The 18241-nt window shown below is 35.3% G+C and carries 10 protein-coding genes; 2 read left to right on the top strand and 8 right to left on the bottom strand.

The genetic code is table 11. From position 1 onward, the window contains the following. Positions 1-241: 241 nt before the first annotated feature. The 5 genes from ACM55M_RS07465 to ACM55M_RS07485 form a co-directional block, all read right to left on the bottom strand. Positions 242-562, bottom strand: a complete 321-nt coding sequence (locus tag ACM55M_RS07465; protein ID WP_039109077.1) for a hypothetical protein — start codon at positions 560-562, stop codon at positions 242-244. A 199-nt stretch (positions 563-761) separates the two neighbouring features. Continuing rightward, the gene (locus ACM55M_RS07470) at positions 762-3029 is read right to left on the bottom strand and encodes an aconitate hydratase (protein WP_416856942.1); all 2268 of its coding nucleotides are present in this window, start codon (positions 3027-3029) and stop codon (positions 762-764) included. Positions 3030-3150: 121 nt separating this feature from the next. Continuing rightward, positions 3151-5922: a bifunctional aconitate hydratase 2/2-methylisocitrate dehydratase gene (locus ACM55M_RS07475; RefSeq protein WP_416856943.1), complete on the bottom strand. Its 2772-nt coding sequence runs from the start codon at positions 5920-5922 to the stop codon at positions 3151-3153. Between the two features lie 354 nt (positions 5923-6276). Next, the gene (locus ACM55M_RS07480; protein WP_416856944.1) at positions 6277-7230 is read right to left on the bottom strand and encodes an AAA family ATPase; all 954 of its coding nucleotides are present in this window, start codon (positions 7228-7230) and stop codon (positions 6277-6279) included. 78 nt (positions 7231-7308) lie between these two features. Next, entirely contained in the window at positions 7309-8736 is a 1428-nt protein-coding gene (locus ACM55M_RS07485; protein ID WP_416856945.1) for a peptidylprolyl isomerase, read from the bottom strand. Positions 8737-9465: 729 nt separating this feature from the next. On the opposite strand from ACM55M_RS07485, the gene ACM55M_RS07490 reads away from it, so the two are divergent. Both ACM55M_RS07490 and ACM55M_RS07495 read left to right on the top strand, forming a co-directional pair. Then, positions 9466-10908, top strand: a complete 1443-nt coding sequence (locus ACM55M_RS07490) for an alpha-amylase (protein WP_416856946.1) — start codon at positions 9466-9468, stop codon at positions 10906-10908. A gap of 193 nt (positions 10909-11101) precedes the next feature. After that, entirely contained in the window at positions 11102-12691 is a 1590-nt protein-coding gene (locus ACM55M_RS07495) for a peptide chain release factor 3 (protein WP_416857255.1), read from the top strand. 128 nt (positions 12692-12819) lie between these two features. On the opposite strand, the gene ACM55M_RS07500 is transcribed toward ACM55M_RS07495, so the two are convergent. From ACM55M_RS07500 to rpoC, 3 genes are all read right to left on the bottom strand, one after another. After that, positions 12820-13179, bottom strand: coding sequence for a hypothetical protein (locus ACM55M_RS07500; protein ID WP_416856947.1), 360 nt, complete (start codon positions 13177-13179; stop codon positions 12820-12822). A gap of 292 nt (positions 13180-13471) precedes the next feature. Continuing rightward, positions 13472-13783, bottom strand: a complete 312-nt coding sequence (locus ACM55M_RS07505) for a DUF3467 domain-containing protein (protein WP_416844038.1) — start codon at positions 13781-13783, stop codon at positions 13472-13474. Between the two features lie 52 nt (positions 13784-13835). Further along, positions 13836-18149 carry a DNA-directed RNA polymerase subunit beta' gene (gene rpoC / locus ACM55M_RS07510; protein WP_416856948.1) on the bottom strand — a complete coding sequence of 1438 codons (4314 nt, stop codon included), beginning with the start codon at positions 18147-18149 and terminating at the stop codon, positions 13836-13838. Between the last annotated feature and the right edge of the window lie 92 nt (positions 18150-18241).

The following is an 18241-nucleotide window of genomic DNA, read 5'->3' on the forward strand; positions in this document are numbered from 1 at the left end:
TTTTTAAATCGTAAAATCCAAAAGAAATCGTCTTCCCGATTTCTAGCCCTGATGAAAGTGGAAAGCCTTTTAAAATGGAATTGCATTTTTTTCCTGAGAAAGAAGAGCGACCGGCGGAAGCTCCTTTTTTATCTTGGAAAAAGCAATTCTATGAAAAAGCTTGAAGCGGTCAGCAGGAAATAGCTCCAAAAAAAACCACCCCATTTTATTTGAAGTGGTGCTTTTAGTTCTTTCGCTTTCTTTACATTACATGAACATCGTGCCATTTTTCTGCAAGTTTACTGAGGTTAGCCCGCATTAAATCATCAGGAGTCATTGCAATCCTAAACTCGCAATTGGCTTCAAAATTTAAAAACCAAGGTTCAGCAATTGATGGAATAGCGGAAGCATCAGGAACTTCAACTACCATAACCGCACCTCGATTACCGTCTTGTTCAGAAAAATAAATACTCTCTGGTTTAATATCTTCAATCACTCGACTGATGATCTCACCTGCTGTACCATTTCTAGCCATTGAGTTGAAAGGCTCAATAGGGAAGATAACATTAACTAACATTCTCATCGCAATTAGATTTAAAATTAATAGTAACTAAAGATACAAAATAGTCGAATCATTTTAAACCTCAAAATACTTATTATCAGTATTTTAACGTACAATTAATATGTTTTAAAATGAGACATACCGCTCTTCTAAAAAACCCCATGAAACAAAAAAACCCCCAAGTTACCTTGAGAGTTTTGGATGTAAATATTTAATTTACTTATGCAACACTGGCAGCAGCAATTAAATTTAATGCTGAACCAGCTACGAACCAACCAATTTGTCCTTCGTTATAGGTATGGTTTGCCAAGATAATATCTTTGGTTCCATCCGCATGAACAAATTCTAATGTCAAAGGTTTTCCCGGAGCAAAATCTACTAAATCAGTGAAGTTGATAGTATCATCTTCTTGGATTTTGTCGTAATCTGCTTCATTAGCAAATGTCAATCCTAAAAGACCTTGTTTTTTAAGGTTTGTTTCGTGAATACGAGCAAATGATTTTACTAATACTGCTTGAACACCTAAGAAACGAGGTTCCATAGCCGCATGTTCTCTAGAAGATCCTTCTCCATAATTGTGATCTCCCACAACAATAGATGGAACTCCAGCCGCTTTATAAGCACGTGCTACTGCAGGAACTGCATCATAAGTACCAGTCAATTGATTTTTAACCGAATTGGTTTTATCTGTGAAAGCATTAACTGCCCCAATCAACATATTGTTAGAAATATTATCTAAGTGACCACGGAAACGCAACCATGGACCGGCCATAGAGATGTGGTCTGTAGTACATTTCCCGAAAGCTTTAATCAATAATTTAGCTCCTGAAATATTTTTACCGTCCCAAGGTTGGAATGGCGCCAATAATTGCAAACGATCTGAAGTTTCGCTAACTACGATTTGAACTCCTGATCCATCAGCAGCTGGCGCTTGAAATCCTGCATCTTCTACAGCAAACCCTTTTTTAGGCAATTCATCACCATAAGGAGCGCTCAATTTCACTTCTTCACCGTTATCGTTGATCAAAGTATCAGTAATAGGATTGAAATCCAAACGCCCTGAAATTGCTAAAGCAGCTACCATTTCTGGAGAAGTTACGAAAGCGTGTGTGTTTGGGTTACCATCCGCACGTTTAGAGAAATTACGGTTGAAAGAGTGAACGATTGTATTTTTCTCTCCTTTATCTGCTCCTGCTCTATCCCATTGGCCGATACATGGTCCACAAGCATTTGTAAATACTTTGGTTCCCATTTTTTCGAAAGTAGCGATGATTCCATCTCTTTCGATTGTATATCTAATTTGCTCCGAACCTGGGTTGATACCAAATTCAGCTTTTGGGCTAATCCCTAATTCAACTGCTTGGTTTACGATAGACGCAGCACGAGCCATATCTTCGTAAGAAGAGTTCGTACAAGAACCGATTAATCCCCATTCTACTTTAATTGGCCATCCATTAGCAGCAGCTTCTTCTTTCATTTTAGAAACTGGCGTACCTCTGTCCGGAGTAAAAGGACCATTAATGTGTGGCTCTAATTCAGAAAGGTTAATTTCGATAACTTGATCAAAATAAGTTGCTGGATCAGCATATACTTCTGGGTCTGCAGTTAAGTAAGAAGCTACTTTATCAGCAGCATCTACTACATCTTGACGACCTGTGGCAGAAAGGTATCTTCTCATTGACTCATCATAACCAAATGTAGATGTGGTAGCTCCAATTTCGGCACCCATATTACAAATAGTTCCTTTTCCAGTGCAAGACATTGAAGTAGCTCCTTCTCCAAAATATTCAACAATAGCTCCCGTTCCACCTTTTACGGTAAGAATATCAGCTACTTTAAGGATAACATCTTTTGGTGCAGTCCAACCAGAAAGTTTTCCAGTTAATTTTACACCTATTAATTTTGGAAATTTTAATTCCCATGACATTCCTGACATTACATCTACGGCATCAGCTCCACCAACACCAATAGCTAACATCCCTAATCCTCCTGCATTTACAGTATGCGAATCGGTACCAATCATCAATCCTCCAGGGAATGCATAATTCTCCAAAACGATTTGGTGAATAATTCCTGAACCCGGTTTCCAAAAACCAATTCCGTATTTATCAGATACTGAAGAAAGAAAATCAAAAACCTCTTTAGATTGTTTATTTGCTGCAGCTAAATCAAATTCAGCTCCATTTTTAGCCAAAATCAAATGATCACAGTGAACCGTTGTTGGAACAGCAACAGTTTTCTTTCCAGCGTGCATAAATTGCAATAAAGCCATTTGAGCTGTTGCATCTTGACAGGCTACTCTATCCGGAGCAAAATCAACATAATCAACTCCTCTTCCGTATGCTTGCTTAGCAACGCCATCCCAAAGGTGACTATATAAAATTTTCTCAGTTAAAGTTAGTGGACGACCAACTATTTCACGCGCTGCATCAACACGACTAGTCATGTTCGCATACACTTTTTTAATCATTTCAATATCAAAAGCCATAAGATTTATATATAATTGTTACTATTCTATTTTAAACATACAAGATACAAAAAAATAGAGTATAAAAAAAGCCTGAGTCATTAGACTCAGGCTTTTAAATTATAATTAACTATTATGTGAATTATTTAACTAATAGCTTATGAGAAGGCGCAAACTTAGTTAGATTGATACCTTCCACAGCAATTTTATATTCTTCTATTGTTGGAGTTCTACCAAGGATTGTAGATAAAACCACAACTGGTGTAGAGGAAAGTAATGACTCTCCTTTTTTCCCTTCAGTATCTTCTACTACTCTTCCTTGGAAAAGACGAGTAGATGTTGCCATTACAGTATCCCCTTTGGCTGCTTTTTCCTGGTTACCCATACAAAGGTTACATCCCGGGCGCTCTAGATATAACATATTTTCATATGAAGTACGCGCCGCAGCTTTAGGAACATTATCGTCGAATTCGAAACCAGAGTATTTTTGTAAAATTTCCCAGTCGCCTTCTGCTTTTAATTCATCAACAATATTATAAGTAGGAGGAGCTACAACCAGTGGTGCTTTAAACTCTACTTTACCTTCTTGCTCATCAATATTCTTAAGCATTTGAGCAAGGATTTTCATATCTCCCTTGTGAACCATACAAGAACCGATAAATCCAAGATCTACTTTTTTAACTCCTCCATAGAAAGATAAAGGTCTAATGGTATCGTGAGTATATCGTTTAGAAACATCAGCATTATTTACGTCAGGATCAGCAATCATTGGCTCAGCAATCTGATCAAGATCTACAACAACTTCAGCGTAATACTTAGCGTTTGCATCCGGTCTTAGTGCTGGTTTCTCGCCAGATATAATCTCAGCGATTCTCTTATCAGCTATAGCTATCAATCCTTTAAGAACTTGATTTTTGTTATCCATTCCCTTGTCGATCATAATCTGAATTCTGCCCTTCGCTATCTCAAGAGATTCAATCAAGGTATAATCTTCAGAAATACAGATAGAAGCTTTTGCTTTCATTTCTGCAGTCCAGTCCGTAAACGTAAATGCTTGATCCGCATTAAGAGTTCCAAGGTGAACCTCAATGATTCTTCCTTGAAACACATTCTCTCCACCAAATGTCTTAAGCATCTGAGATTGTGTAGCATGAACTACATCTCGGAAATCCATATACCCTTTCATATCTCCTTTGAATGTTACCTTCACAGATTCAGGAATTGGCATTGAAGCTTCTCCAGTAGCAAGTGCAAGAGCAACTGTTCCTGAGTCAGCACCAAAAGCAACACCTTTAGACATTCTTGTATGAGAGTCACCACCAATGATGATCGCCCACTCGTTTACAGTAATATCATTAAGTACTTTGTGAATTACATCAGTCATTGCGTGATAAACGCCTTTCGGGTCACGGGCTGTAATTAAGCCGAAGTCGTTCATGAATTTCATTAATCTAGGAATATTTGCCTTAGATTTATTATCCCATACCGAAGCAGTGTGACAACCTGATTGGTAAGCACCGTCAACGATTGGAGAAATCACAGTAGCAGCCATAGACTCTAATTCTTGAGAAGTCATCAAACCAGTTGTATCTTGCGAACCAACAATATTTACGGTAACACGAACATCTGAACCAGCGTGTAAAACTTTACCTGGAGTTGTACCAACCGCATTTTTATTAAATATTTTTTCTACAGCTGTAAGACCTTGTCCTTCAATAGAAACTTCTTTTGACGGAGCAAATACAGGTACAATATCAATACCAAGTGTCTTTGATGCAAATGTTTGAAGTTTTTTTCCAAACACGATTGCGTATGACCCACCAGCTTTTATAAATTCAATTTTCTGAGGAGTAAATGCCTTAGAAATATCTATCAATTCTTTATCGCCGTTATAAAGTTTCTTTGTCTTTGTGTTGATTGTAAGAACAGTTCCAGTAGCAACAGAGTATGTTTCTTCAAGAACAGGATCACCACTTTCATTGCGAATAGAATTACCATCCGCATCAAGCTTTTTTACCCAGTTTTTAAGATCAAGACCAATACCTCCAGTAACATCAACAGTTGTAAGGAAGATAGGAGAAATCCCGTTTGTTCCCGCAACAATTGGAGCAAAATTAACAAATGGAACATAAGGACTTGCTTGTTTACCAGTCCAAAGGGCCACATTGTTTACACCTGACATTCTTGACGAACCTACACCCATCGTACCTCTCTCAGCAATCAACATCACGCTTTTGTCAGGATGTTGTGCTTGCAGCTCCTTAATTTCCTCTTGTGCTTGAGGAGTAATCATACATTTACCATGAAGTTCACGATCTGATCTTGAGTGCGCTTGGTTACCCGGAGAAAGTAAATCAGTTGAAATATCTCCTTCACCAGCGATGAATGTAACTACCTTAATTTCTTCAGCTATTTCTGGTAATTTTGTAAAAAACTCAGCCTTTGCGTAACTTTCAATAATTTCTCTAGCAATTTCATTACCGCTTTCAAATGCCTCCTTAAGACGGTCTGTGTCCGCATCATAAAGATATACTTGTGTCTTAAGAACTTTTGCAGCTTCTTTCGCAATAGCGGCAGCATCACCTAAGGCAACATCAAGCAATACCTCAATTGAGGATCCACCCTTCATGTGTGATAATAACTCAAATGCAAAAGCAGGCATAATTTCAGCAACTACTGATTGACCTAAAACGATTTCCTTTAAAAACTTAGCTTTCACATTAGCAGCAGGAGTAGTTCCTGGAACAACATTATAAATAAAGAATTTAAGAGAATCAACTCTATTTGCGTTAGCTAAATCTTTAATTTGTGCAATGATTTCGCTTAGTAATTCAGCACCATCAATTGGCTTGGGATGAAGACCCTGAATTTTTCGTTCTTCGATCTCCTTGATGTAATCGTTATAAGTGTTCATAATGATATCTTTTCAATGTTGTATGGCAGATTTCCTTGATTATTTCAAAATAAAAAAGCCATAATATTAGTTTTTTTTATTGGTGATGCAAACTTAAGAATTAAAGATGATAATTTAAAAAAAACAGCAAAAGATGCCATTTGAATCATAATATTTATAAATAAAATAAATATTATGTGTTTTATTGAAAAATTCTGAAAATCAGAAAGATTATTTGTATAATTACTACTTTAGAAGACAAAATCACCTTTTTACGATGATTATTTTTTCGTTTTTTTCTAAATAATAATACTAAATATGTGATATTGTAGGAGTCAAAAGGGAAATTATTAATTTATGACTAAAAACAACTCCTTAAATCAATTTATCAATAATCATTTCCTCGGTAATTCCTTCCGCATCAGCTTTGTAATTTTTGATTATTCTATGACGCAAAATTCCGGTAGCCACTGCTTTTACATCCTCGATATCCGGTGAAAATTTTCCATTAAAAGCAGCATTGGCTTTAGCAGCCAAAATTAAATTTTGCGAAGCTCTTGGTCCTGCCCCCCAATCCAAATAATTTTTCACAAATTCATTCGACAAAGGATTGTCCGGACGTGTTTTGCTTACCAGTGTTACTGCGTATTCAATCACATTATCCGCAACAGGAATCCTACGAATTAATTGTTGAAAATCAATAATTTCCTGCGCCGTAAATAACGGATTTATAGCGCTCTTCAAATCGGAAGTCGTGCGTTTTACCACTTGTACTTCTTCTAAAAAAGAAGGGTATTCCAGTTTTATGGCAAACATGAATCGGTCTAATTGCGCTTCAGGCAAAGGATAGGTTCCTTCCTGCTCAATAGGATTTTGAGTGGCTAAAACAAAATAAGGCAAATCCAATTTATAATTCTCACCCGCAATAGTAACGGAACGCTCCTGCATTGCTTCCAGCAAAGCAGCTTGTGTTTTGGGCGGTGTTCTGTTGATCTCGTCTGCCAGAATAATATTCGAAAAAATAGGCCCTTTTATAAATTTAAATTTTCGACTTTCGTCTAATATTTCGCTTCCCAAAATATCCGACGGCATCAAATCAGGAGTAAACTGAATCCTTTTGAAATCAAGCCCTAAGGCTTGCGCTAATGTATTTACCATCAATGTTTTTGCTAATCCGGGAACCCCAACTAAAAGCGCATGACCTCCAGAAAAAATACAAAGCAAAACTTGATCTACCACCGCATCCTGACCTACAATAATTTTTGCTATTTCGTTTTTTAGCTCATTTCGTTTTTGAACTAAGTTATGTATTGCTGCTACGTCAGACATTTTAGAATGTATTTTAAATTAAAAAGAGTTAGCGATATGAATTCATAAAGCTAACTCTTTTTATTTATTTTATAAAAATTATTTTTTCAACCAGTTGTTTGTAAAAGCACAATCTCTGTATTCACCGATAATTTTAATGTAGGTTTCTTTGATTTTCTCATCAAACCATTTTCCAATCGCTTTGATTTGTTTTTCTTTCAATGCCAGGTCTTTAATTTTGATATAATCCTTAGCATAATCAGCCGTATGTTCATTTATTCTATTGGTTACGGTAATCAACTTGAATTTTTTCTTTCCTTGCTCATCTTCCATGAATGGCGCAGTAATTTCTCCTTCTTTCAAATTTGAAACCTGACCGTATAAACTAGGATCCATTTTTGTTAATTCAAAACGAGTATCCTGTGTTTTTGGATTGATTAATGCTCCACCGTTTGCTCTGGTTTCTTTTTCGTCAGATAAAGTTCTTGCTGCTTCTGCAAAAGTTATTTCCTTGTCCTCAATTCTTTTTCTAATCAAAGCAATTTTCTCTTTCGCCTCTTTCAGTGATTCTTCAGAAACTGCTGGAGTCAATAATATATGACGCAATTCTATTTCTTGTCCTTTTATTTTCTCTACATATATAATGTGATATCCAAAATCCGTTTCAAATGGAGCAGATATTTCTCCTTCGGCAAGTCCAAAAGCAACATCTTTAAATTCCTTTACAAAAGGCGTTTTACGATTCATTTTATAATACCCTCCATTAGATCTTGAACCTGGATCTTGCGAATAAAGAACTGCTTTAGTGGCAAAACTGGAGCCTTCCTGAATTTCTTTTTTGAAACTATTTAGTTTGTCAATCACTTTTTGTTTTTCAGCCTCGGAAACTTTAGGCTTAATAACGATTTGTGCTACTTCCATTTCCGCACCAAAAACTGGAAGCTCAGTTGCAGGTATAGTTTTGAAAAAATTACGAACTTCTTCAGGTGTTATTTCAACTGCATCAATAATCTTTTTTTGCATTTCTGAAGTAAGCTTCTGTTCTTTTAGAATATCAAAGAAATAGGTTCTAAACTCTTCTTCAGAATTTTTTTTATAATACTTCACTACTTTATCTAGAGACCCTAATTGTTCCGTCATATAGTTAACTCGATCATCCATCATACCTTTAACTTCGGAATCCGACACTTTAATACTATCTTGTATCGCTTGATGCGCATACAATTTGTCTTCCAGTAACTTTCCTAACATTTGACATCTGGTAATATCTTTTATAGAACCACCTTGGCTCGAGATTTCCAAATAGGATTTATCAATATCTGAGTCTAATATAATGTAATCTCCAACTGTAGCAATTACACCGTCAATTTTTTGTTTTTGATTGGATTGTATCTTATTAGTAGTAACAACCGCACTATCTTTAATAATTTCTTGTGCTCTGGCAATCACACATGAAAAAAGCAAAAGAAAAAAAGAAAGTGCAATTTTATTATTTATGAATTTCATTTGTATTTTTTTTAATGGCATTTTTTTAATTTATTTTATCACAACATATCGTTGCTTTTCCTGTCTTTAAATCTGAATAGCAAAGGGTATATTAATTTTGGCCAAATATACACTTTAAGAATCAAGAACTGAATTGAATTTAACAATACAATTACTTTCAAATCTTTAAATTTAAAACGAACAAAAATAACAATTCAATTACATTATACAAGTTTCCTTACTAGTATTAACAAAAATTTATAAACGCATTTATTTATCGCGTTAGTTCCTTTATAAATCTTATAAAAAACGCCCTTAACTGACTAAATAAGATCGATACATACGGGTCTTTAAATCAACTGTTCTTTTGTGTTTTTTGACTGCTGCTCTTTTGAAGTATTTATTTCCCATGCAAACTTATTAGAACTAAGAATTCTTAAAAATACTTTCTTAGACATTACAGACAGAACTCAAAAATGCGCATAAAATTCTCATTTCAAGACTCTTATTTACAAAGTTCTCAACACTATTACGTTTTCGTAACGAATTAAAATACCCCTTATGCAGATCGCATAAGAATTTGTATAAATTAGCCAAAAAAAATATCATTTTATCCAAATAAACAATATAAAATTATATTAAATCTATTTATTTCATTCAATTGTATTCATTTTGATAAAATTTAATTTTCATTTTTAATAAATTAACATCGTATTCTACTTTTTATTCCTAGTTAACCAAATCTATTATTTAACCTAAATTATTCATTTTATGAAAAAACAAAATTTAAAAATCTATCTGTTATCAGCCCTGCTAGTTGGCTTTTACTCCTGTAGTTCAAATGACACTGTAGCAACAGATTCCGCTGCAACAGGTGCTCCATTCAAAGTAATCCATGTAACCCATCATGACGGGCATCCATTCAGCACGGGAAAAACGACAACTTCATTAACCGGAAAATATGTTGCCAATCCTGGGGGCGGTGTTATGATGCAGGCTTTTTATTGGGATGTACCTTCGGGTGGAACTTGGTGGAATACAGTCAACACCAAAATAACCGAATGGTCCAATGCAGGGATCGGATCCATCTGGCTTCCTCCGGTATCCAAGGCACAAAACGGTGCCTTTTCTATGGGATACGACCCTACTGATTATTTTGATTTTGGAAATTACAATCAAAATGGTTCTGTAGAAACCAGATTTGGTTCCCGTACTGAATTAGAAAGTCTAATAACCAAAGTCCATACGGAAAACATGCAAGTATATGCAGACATTGTAATTAATCACAATAGTGGCGGTCAATTAGAAAACAACCCTTTTACGGGAACACAAACCTATACTAATTTCACTGGCGTTTCTTCAGGTAAATTCCCTAGAAGCAGCTCTGATTTTTACAAAAATTCGTATGCCAACAATGACGAAGGCGCGTTTGGAGGATTCCCAGATTTAGCACATGTAGTCCCTAATGTACAAGACTGGCTTTGGAAAAGAGCCGATGGCGTAGGGAAATACTATAAAAACACGATGAAATTTGATGGCTGGAGATTTGATTATGTCAAAGGTTTTGGTCCATGGGTAGTGAAAGATTGGAATGCGAATGTGGGCGGTTTCTCCGTTGGTGAATATTGGGATGCTAATGTAAACACCTTAGAATGGTGGGCAAATAATGCCAATAGTTCGGTTTTTGATTTTGCCTGTTATTATAAAATGAACGACGCATTTGACGGGAACAACCTTACTCTTTTGAACGATGATATGATGTGGAAAAGAAACCCGTACAAAGCGGTTACTTTCGTTACCAATCATGACACTGATGAAATTTGGAAAAAAGAATTAGCGTATGCTTATATTCTGACACATGAGGGGTATCCTACTATTTTTTATCGAGATTATGAAGAATGGTTGAATAAAACAAAAATGAACAACCTGATTTGGATTCACAATAACAAGGCAACTGGCACCACTTCTATTTTATACGCAGATACCGATGAGTATATTGCTCGAAGAAATGGGTACAATGGAAATCCAGGATTGATCGTTTACATTAACAATTCATCTACTTGGCAAGAAAGATGGGTTACTACGAATTGGACTAATGCACAGATCAAAGATTTTACGGGTAATTCAACCTGGATTCCTACAACTCAAGGAGACACATGGGTTAAAATTCAGTGTCCTCCAAATGGGTATTCCGTATGGTCCATTAATATGTAAAATATAAATATCCTAAAGACTGCCTTCTCAGGCAGTCTTTATTTTTTACAGCTTATTCAAATCTTCACAATTATGCAATTGATTTAAAAAAATTAAAAAATATCATCTACGAAATCCATATAATCAATTAAGAGTATACTATTTTTTTAATTGGCATTTATAAATAGTACTTTTGCAAACTATTTATACAAATATGGGCTTTTTAGAAGAAATACAACGCAGAAGAACTTTCGGGATTATCTCACATCCTGATGCCGGAAAAACAACACTTACTGAGAAACTCCTCCTTTTTGGTGGTGCAATTCAAGAGGCGGGTGCTGTAAAAAACAACAAAATCAAAAAAGGCGCCACCAGTGACTTTATGGAAATTGAACGTCAGAGAGGAATTTCGGTTTCCACTTCGGTTTTGGCATTTAATTATAAAGACAAAAAGATAAACATTCTGGACACTCCCGGACACAAGGATTTTGCCGAGGACACTTTTAGAACCCTAACGGCTGTTGACAGCGTTATTGTTGTTGTCGATGTTGCCAAAGGGGTGGAGGAACAAACAGAGAAATTAGTAGCTGTTTGTAGAATGCGAAAAATTCCAATTATTGTATTCATCAATAAATTAGATAGAGAAGGAAAAGATGCTTTTGACTTAATGGACGAAGTGGAACAAAAACTGGGCTTGACAGTTACACCGCTAAGTTTTCCAATTGGAATGGGATATGACTTTCAAGGGATTTATAATCTTTGGGAACAAAATATTAACTTGTTTAGTGGTGATAGCCGAAAGAATATCGAAGAAACAATTGCTTTTTCAGATGTTAAAAATCCAGAATTAGAGAAAATAATCGGACAAAAACCAGCAGATCAGTTACGCGAAGAGCTAGAACTAATCGACGAAGTATATCCGAAATTTGACCGTCAGGATTATTTAGACGGAAAATTACAACCTGTATTTTTTGGTTCAGCCTTAAATAATTTTGGAGTAAGAGAATTATTGGATTGTTTCGTTCAAATTGCCCCATCACCAAGACCAAAAGATTCAGAGAGTCGATTGGTAGACCCCAAAGAAGAAAAAATGACTGGATTTGTTTTTAAAATCCACGCCAATATGGATCCAAAACACAGAGACCGTCTGGCCTTTATAAAAATAGTTTCCGGAACTTTTGAAAGAAACAAACCTTATTATCACGTTCGTCAAAAAAAGAATTTAAAATTCTCCAGTCCAAATGCTTTCTTTGCAGAGAAGAAAGAGATTGTAGACATTTCTTATCCTGGAGACATTGTAGGATTACACGATACCGGAAATTTCAAAATTGGAGATACTTTGACCGAAGGGGAAATCATGAGTTTTAAAGGAATTCCTAGCTTCTCTCCGGAGCATTTCAGATACATCAATAATGCTGACCCGATGAAAGCCAAACAACTGGACAAAGGAATTGATCAGTTGATGGACGAAGGCGTTGCTCAGTTATTTACGCTCGAAATGAACAACCGAAAAATTATTGGAACTGTAGGTGCGCTTCAATATGAGGTGATCCAATATCGTTTAGAACATGAATACGGTGCAAAATGTACATATGAAAATTTTCCGGTTCATAAAGCGTGCTGGGTGAAACCAAATGATGTGAAAAGCGATGAGTTCAAAGAATTTAGAAGAATCAAACAAAAATTCTTGGCGCATGATAAATACGGACAATTGGTATTTCTAGCCGATTCTGATTTTACGATTCAAATGACGCAAAATAAATATCCAAACGTTAAATTATATTTCACTTCTGAATTCGAGTAATTCGCAGAAAAGAAAACAACTTCGTTTTTACATCAATTTTAAAATCTGAAGTAAAAAAATAATTGCATAAAAAAACGCTAATTTAAAAATTAGCGTTTTTTTTATGTCAATTAAAAATTAATTTAAGATTAAGCAACCATACTTTCTAAAGCTACTGCCTTTTTCAAAAAAGCTTTGATTAACAAACGGTTTGGAGCTGTTCCAGAAGTAATAACTTGTTTTTTTGTATTAATACCTTCCGTAGAAATAGTATTGTTTGGATCTTGTTTAGAACCCATGAACCAAAGCACAAAATTCATATTATTAGAAACCGTATTTGTCGAAACATTATTTTGTTTTGCAACACTAACCACTTCAATAGCATTAGCTGCTAAATTATTATCAGTAGATTGACCAAAAGCAGAAACATTAGATAATAAAATAATTACTAACAACATAAAAATGTTGCTAATCTTTTTATTACTTGCATGTTTTGAAAAATGATTCATTTGTATCTTTTTATTAAATCAAATAAGATGTTGTTCTTATTCTGATACGAAACTATACCATTAACTTTCTAATAAAAAATATTTTCGATGAACCACCATTTTACCTGTTTAAGCGACAAAATTTCAATATTAACACTGCTTAATCTTAGTATAAACGCCTTAATTAATATTTCAGTTGCACATCTTCAAAAAGGTTGAAAGAGACCGATTAAAACCATTATCCCTTAGAAAAAGCGCATCATTAAAAAAATAAACAAAAAAAAAGGCTCCATTTCTGGAGCCTTTTCTATAACTATGCTTGTCCTGCTGGACCAAAATTAAGTGGAATTGGAGGTTGTTCGGTGTCTTTTATTTCGCCATGGGCGGCTTCAAAACGGTGAATGTTTTCTCCGATTGCTTTCAACAATCTTTTGGCATGCTGAGGTGTCAAGACAATTCTTGATTTTACCTTAGCTTTAGGAATACCAGGCATGATACTTACAAAATCTAAAACAAATTCTGAAGAAGAATGATTGATTATTGCCAAATTGGAATAAATCCCTTCGGCCGTTTTTTCATCCAACTCAATGTTGATTTGTTCTTGTTGTTGATTTGAATTGCTCATAAATATTTTATTTTTCCATTCCCCTCTCCAAAGGAGAGGGTTAGGATGAGAATTAATAAATGTATTCCTCTTTATTAGCCATCATATCATTGTAATCTTCTTTCGAACCTACAATTGTATGATCATATTCTCTCATACCCGTTCCGGCAGGGATTCTATGTCCTACAATTACATTTTCCTTCAATCCTTCTAAGTAATCGATTTTACCTGCAACAGCAGCTTCATTCAATACTTTAGTTGTTTCTTGGAAAGATGCAGCAGAGATAAACGATTTCGTTTGAAGCGATGCTCTTGTAATACCTTGTAAAACTGGTGTTGCTGTTGCAGTAATAACATCACGAGCTACAACAAGATTTTTATCTGTACGTTTCAAAAGAGAGTTTTCATCACGCAATTCACGAGGCGTAATAATTTGTCCTTCTTTTAAAGCGCTAGAATCTCCAGCATCTTCAACAACTTTCATACCATATAATTTATCATTTTGAACGATAAAGTCTTTAGTGTGAATCAATTGGTCTTCTAAGAATAAAGTATCACCCGGATCTTGTACTCTTACTTTACGCATCATTTGACGTATTACTACTTCAAAGTGCTTGTCGTTGATTTTTACCCCTTGTAAACGGTATACTTCTTGAATTTCATTTACCAAATACTGTTGAACAGCTGCTGGCCCTTGGATTCTTAAAATATCGTCTGGAGTAATTGCACCATCAGATAAAGGCACCCCTGCTCTTACGAAGTCATTTTCTTGAACTAGAATCTGGCTTGATAATTTAACCAAGTATTTTCTAATATCACCAAATTTAGATTCGATAACAATTTCACGGTTTCCTCTTTTGATTTTTCCAAAAGAAACTACACCATCGATTTCAGAAACAACAGCTGGGTTGGAAGGATTACGAGCTTCTAACAACTCTGTAATTCTTGGTAAACCTCCTGTAATATCTCCTGATTTAGAAGAACGACGTGGAATTTTTACCAATACTTTACCTGCTTTAATTTTCTCGCCGTTTTCAACCATCAAGTGGGCTCCAACCGGTAAGTTATAAGAACGGATTAATTCATTGTCTTTACCGTAAACCAATAAAGTTGGAATTAATTTTTTAGCTCTAGATTCAGAAATTACTTTTTCTTGGAAACCAGTTTGCTCATCAATTTCAACCATGAAAGATTGACCTTGCTCTAAATCTTCGTAAGCAATTTTACCAGTAAACTCAGAAACGATAACTCCATTATATGGATCCCATTTACAAATCACATCCCCTTTAACAACAGATTGACCGTCTTTAACAAAGATGCTGGAACCGTAAGGAATATTATTTGTACTTAATAAGATACCCGTTCTTTCGTCGATTAATTTCAATTCAGATGAACGAGATACTACAATATCAACTGCATTACCTTCACTATCTTCACCTTTAACAGTTTTTAAATCTTCAATTTCCAGTTTACCGTTAAATTTGGTAACAATACTAGACTCTTCAGAAATACCACCCGCAACCCCACCAACGTGGAAGGTACGTAAGGTTAACTGTGTACCCGGCTCTCCAATAGATTGAGCAGCAATTACACCAACTGCTTCTCCTCTTTGTGTCATTTTACCGGTAGCTAAATTTCTACCGTAACATTTAGCACAAATACCTTTTAAAGCTTCACAAACTAATGGGGAACGCACTTCCACTTTCTCGATAGGAGAAGCTTCAATTGCTTTCATAATAACCTCCGTAATTTGCTCACCCGATTTAATTAAAATATCACTAGTTAAAGGATTAATTACGTCTTGCAATGCAACACGTCCTAAAATTCTTTCTCCTAAAGTTTCAACTATTTCCTCATTCTTTTTCAATGCTGATACTTCAACACCTCTAAGTGTACCACAATCATCGATGTTAACAATAACATCTTGAGATACATCATGCAATCTTCTTGTTAAATACCCTGCATCGGCAGTTTTCAATGCCGTATCCGCAAGACCTTTACGCGCACCGTGAGTAGAGATAAAGTACTCAAGGATCGACAGCCCTTCTTTAAAGTTAGAAAGAATTGGATTTTCAATAATTTCACCACCACCAGCAGTAGATTTTTTAGGCTTAGCCATCAAACCACGCATACCGGTTAACTGACGAATTTGTTCTTTGGAACCCCTTGCTCCAGAATCAAGCATCATATACACCGAGTTGAAACCTTGTTGGTCTTCTCTAATGTTTTTCATTGCTAACTCTGTAAGTTGCGCATTCGCTGAAGTCCAAACATCAATAACTTGGTTGTAACGTTCGTTATTGGTAATAAGACCCATATTATAATTTACAGAAATACCTTGAACTTGTTCTCTGGCGTCTGCAATTAATTTAGGTTTTTGATCTGGAATTCTAATATCACCAAGAGAGAATGACAAACCTCCTTTGAAGGCAAATTTGTAACCCATATCTTTCATGTTATCCAAGAAAGCCGCAGTTGTAGGTACATCGGTAGCGCTTAAAACGTGTCCGATAATATCTCTAAGGTTTTTCTTAGTCAATACATCATTGATATATCCAGCTGCTTCCGGTACTACTTCATTAAATAATACACGACCTGCAGTAGTTTGTATGATTTGGAACACCAAGTCACCTGCTTCATTAAAATGCTTTGCTCTAATTTTTACACGAGCATTCAATTCTAATCTGCCTTCATTCAAAGCAATATTTACTTCTTCAGCAGAATAAAAAGTGATTCCTTCTCCTAAAATTTTAAGCTCAGGAGTAGATAAACGTTCTTTGGTCATATAGTATAGACCCAAAACCATATCCTGAGAAGGTACCGTGATTGGAGCACCATTTGCAGGATTCAGAATATTATGAGAACCCAACATTAATAGTTGTGCTTCCAAAATAGCTTCTGGCCCTAATGGCAAGTGAACTGCCATTTGATCCCCATCAAAATCCGCATTAAATGCAGTACAAACTAAAGGGTGCAATTGGATTGCTTTTCCTTCAATTAATTTTGGTTGGAATGCTTGGATACCTAATCTGTGCAAAGTAGGAGCACGATTCAGTAATATTGGGTGACCTTTGATTACATTTTCAAGGATATCCCAAACTACAGGCTCTTTCTTATCTATTATTTTCTTAGCTGATTTTACAGTTTTTACAATTCCTCTTTCTATCAATTTACGGATAACGAAAGGTTTGTATAATTCTGCTGCCATATCTTTTGGGATACCACACTCAGATAATTTCAATTCAGGTCCAACAACAATTACCGAACGAGCAGAATAATCTACACGTTTTCCAAGTAAATTTTGACGGAAACGTCCTTGCTTACCTTTAAGGGAATCAGATAATGATTTTAATGGTCTGTTTGATTCTGTTTTTACTGCAGAAGCTTTACGCGTATTATCGAAAAGTGAATCTACAGATTCCTGCAACATACGTTTTTCGTTTCTTAAGATAACTTCTGGAGCTTTAATCTCCATTAATCTTTTCAAACGGTTGTTACGTATAATTACACGACGGTATAAATCATTTAAATCTGAAGTTGCAAAACGACCTCCATCAAGTGGCACAAGCGGACGTAATTCTGGTGGGATAACTGGTACCACTTTCATAATCATCCATTCCGGACGATTCTCACGGTTCAAGTTAGACTCACGGAAAGATTCAACAACTTGTAATCTTTTTAACGCTTCAGTTTTACGTTGTTTAGACGTTTCATTGTTAGCATTATGTCTCAATTGATAAGACAATGCATCAAGATCAATTCTTGCCAATAAATCCATAATACACTCTGCTCCCATTTTGGCAACAAATTTATTAGGATCAAAATCATCAAGATACTGATTGTCAGCAGGAAGAGTGTCCAAAATATTTAAATATTCCTCTTCTGTCAAAAAGTCTAATCTTTGCAAAGATTCACCTTCTGCATTTTTAGCGATACCAGCTTGGATTACTACGTATCTTTCGTAGTAAATAATCATATCTAATTTCTTAGATGGAAGACCAAGGATATAACCAATTTTGTTTGGAAGAGAACGGAAATACCAGATATGAGCAATTGGCACAACAAGATTGATGTGACCTACTCTGTCTCTACGTACTTTTTTCTCCGTTACTTCTACACCACAACGGTCACAGATGATCCCTTTGTAACGTATTCTTTTATATTTACCACAAGCACATTCAAAATCTTTTACTGGTCCGAAAATACGTTCGCAGAAAAGTCCATCTCGCTCCGGTTTGTGCGTTCTGTAGTTGATAGTTTCCGGCTTTAATACTTCCCCTCTTGATTCTTTCAAGATCGATTCAGGAGAAGCAAGTCCTATTGAGATTTTATTAAACCTTTTTACAGGGTTTTTATCTTTATTGTTATTATTTCTATTATTCATCATAGTTTTTACTATTGATTTATTTGCAATTAAAAATTGATTTTAGATTTATGATTTACTTTTAAGCGAGTCGCCCAAAAAAAGATTTAAATCAT

It is taken from the genome of Flavobacterium galactosi (assembly GCF_048158585.1).
Lineage (GTDB): Bacteria > Bacteroidota > Bacteroidia > Flavobacteriales > Flavobacteriaceae > Flavobacterium > Flavobacterium galactosi.

Coding starts and splice junctions, on each gene's coding strand:
- ACM55M_RS07480 (WP_416856944.1), bottom strand. CDS start 7,230: ATGTCTGACGTAGCAGCAATACATAACTTAGTTCAAAAACGAAATGAG.
- ACM55M_RS07470 (WP_416856942.1), bottom strand. CDS start 3,029: ATGGCTTTTGATATTGAAATGATTAAAAAAGTGTATGCGAACATGACT.
- ACM55M_RS07475 (WP_416856943.1), bottom strand. CDS start 5,922: ATGAACACTTATAACGATTACATCAAGGAGATCGAAGAACGAAAAATT.
- ACM55M_RS07485 (WP_416856945.1), bottom strand. CDS start 8,736: ATGCCATTAAAAAAAATACAAATGAAATTCATAAATAATAAAATTGCA.
- ACM55M_RS07490 (WP_416856946.1), top strand. CDS start 9,466: ATGAAAAAACAAAATTTAAAAATCTATCTGTTATCAGCCCTGCTAGTT.
- ACM55M_RS07465 (WP_039109077.1), bottom strand. CDS start 562: ATGAGAATGTTAGTTAATGTTATCTTCCCTATTGAGCCTTTCAACTCA.
- ACM55M_RS07495 (WP_416857255.1), top strand. CDS start 11,102: ATGGGCTTTTTAGAAGAAATACAACGCAGAAGAACTTTCGGGATTATC.
- rpoC (WP_416856948.1), bottom strand. CDS start 18,149: ATGATGAATAATAGAAATAATAACAATAAAGATAAAAACCCTGTAAAA.
- ACM55M_RS07505 (WP_416844038.1), bottom strand. CDS start 13,783: ATGAGCAATTCAAATCAACAACAAGAACAAATCAACATTGAGTTGGAT.
- ACM55M_RS07500 (WP_416856947.1), bottom strand. CDS start 13,179: ATGAATCATTTTTCAAAACATGCAAGTAATAAAAAGATTAGCAACATT.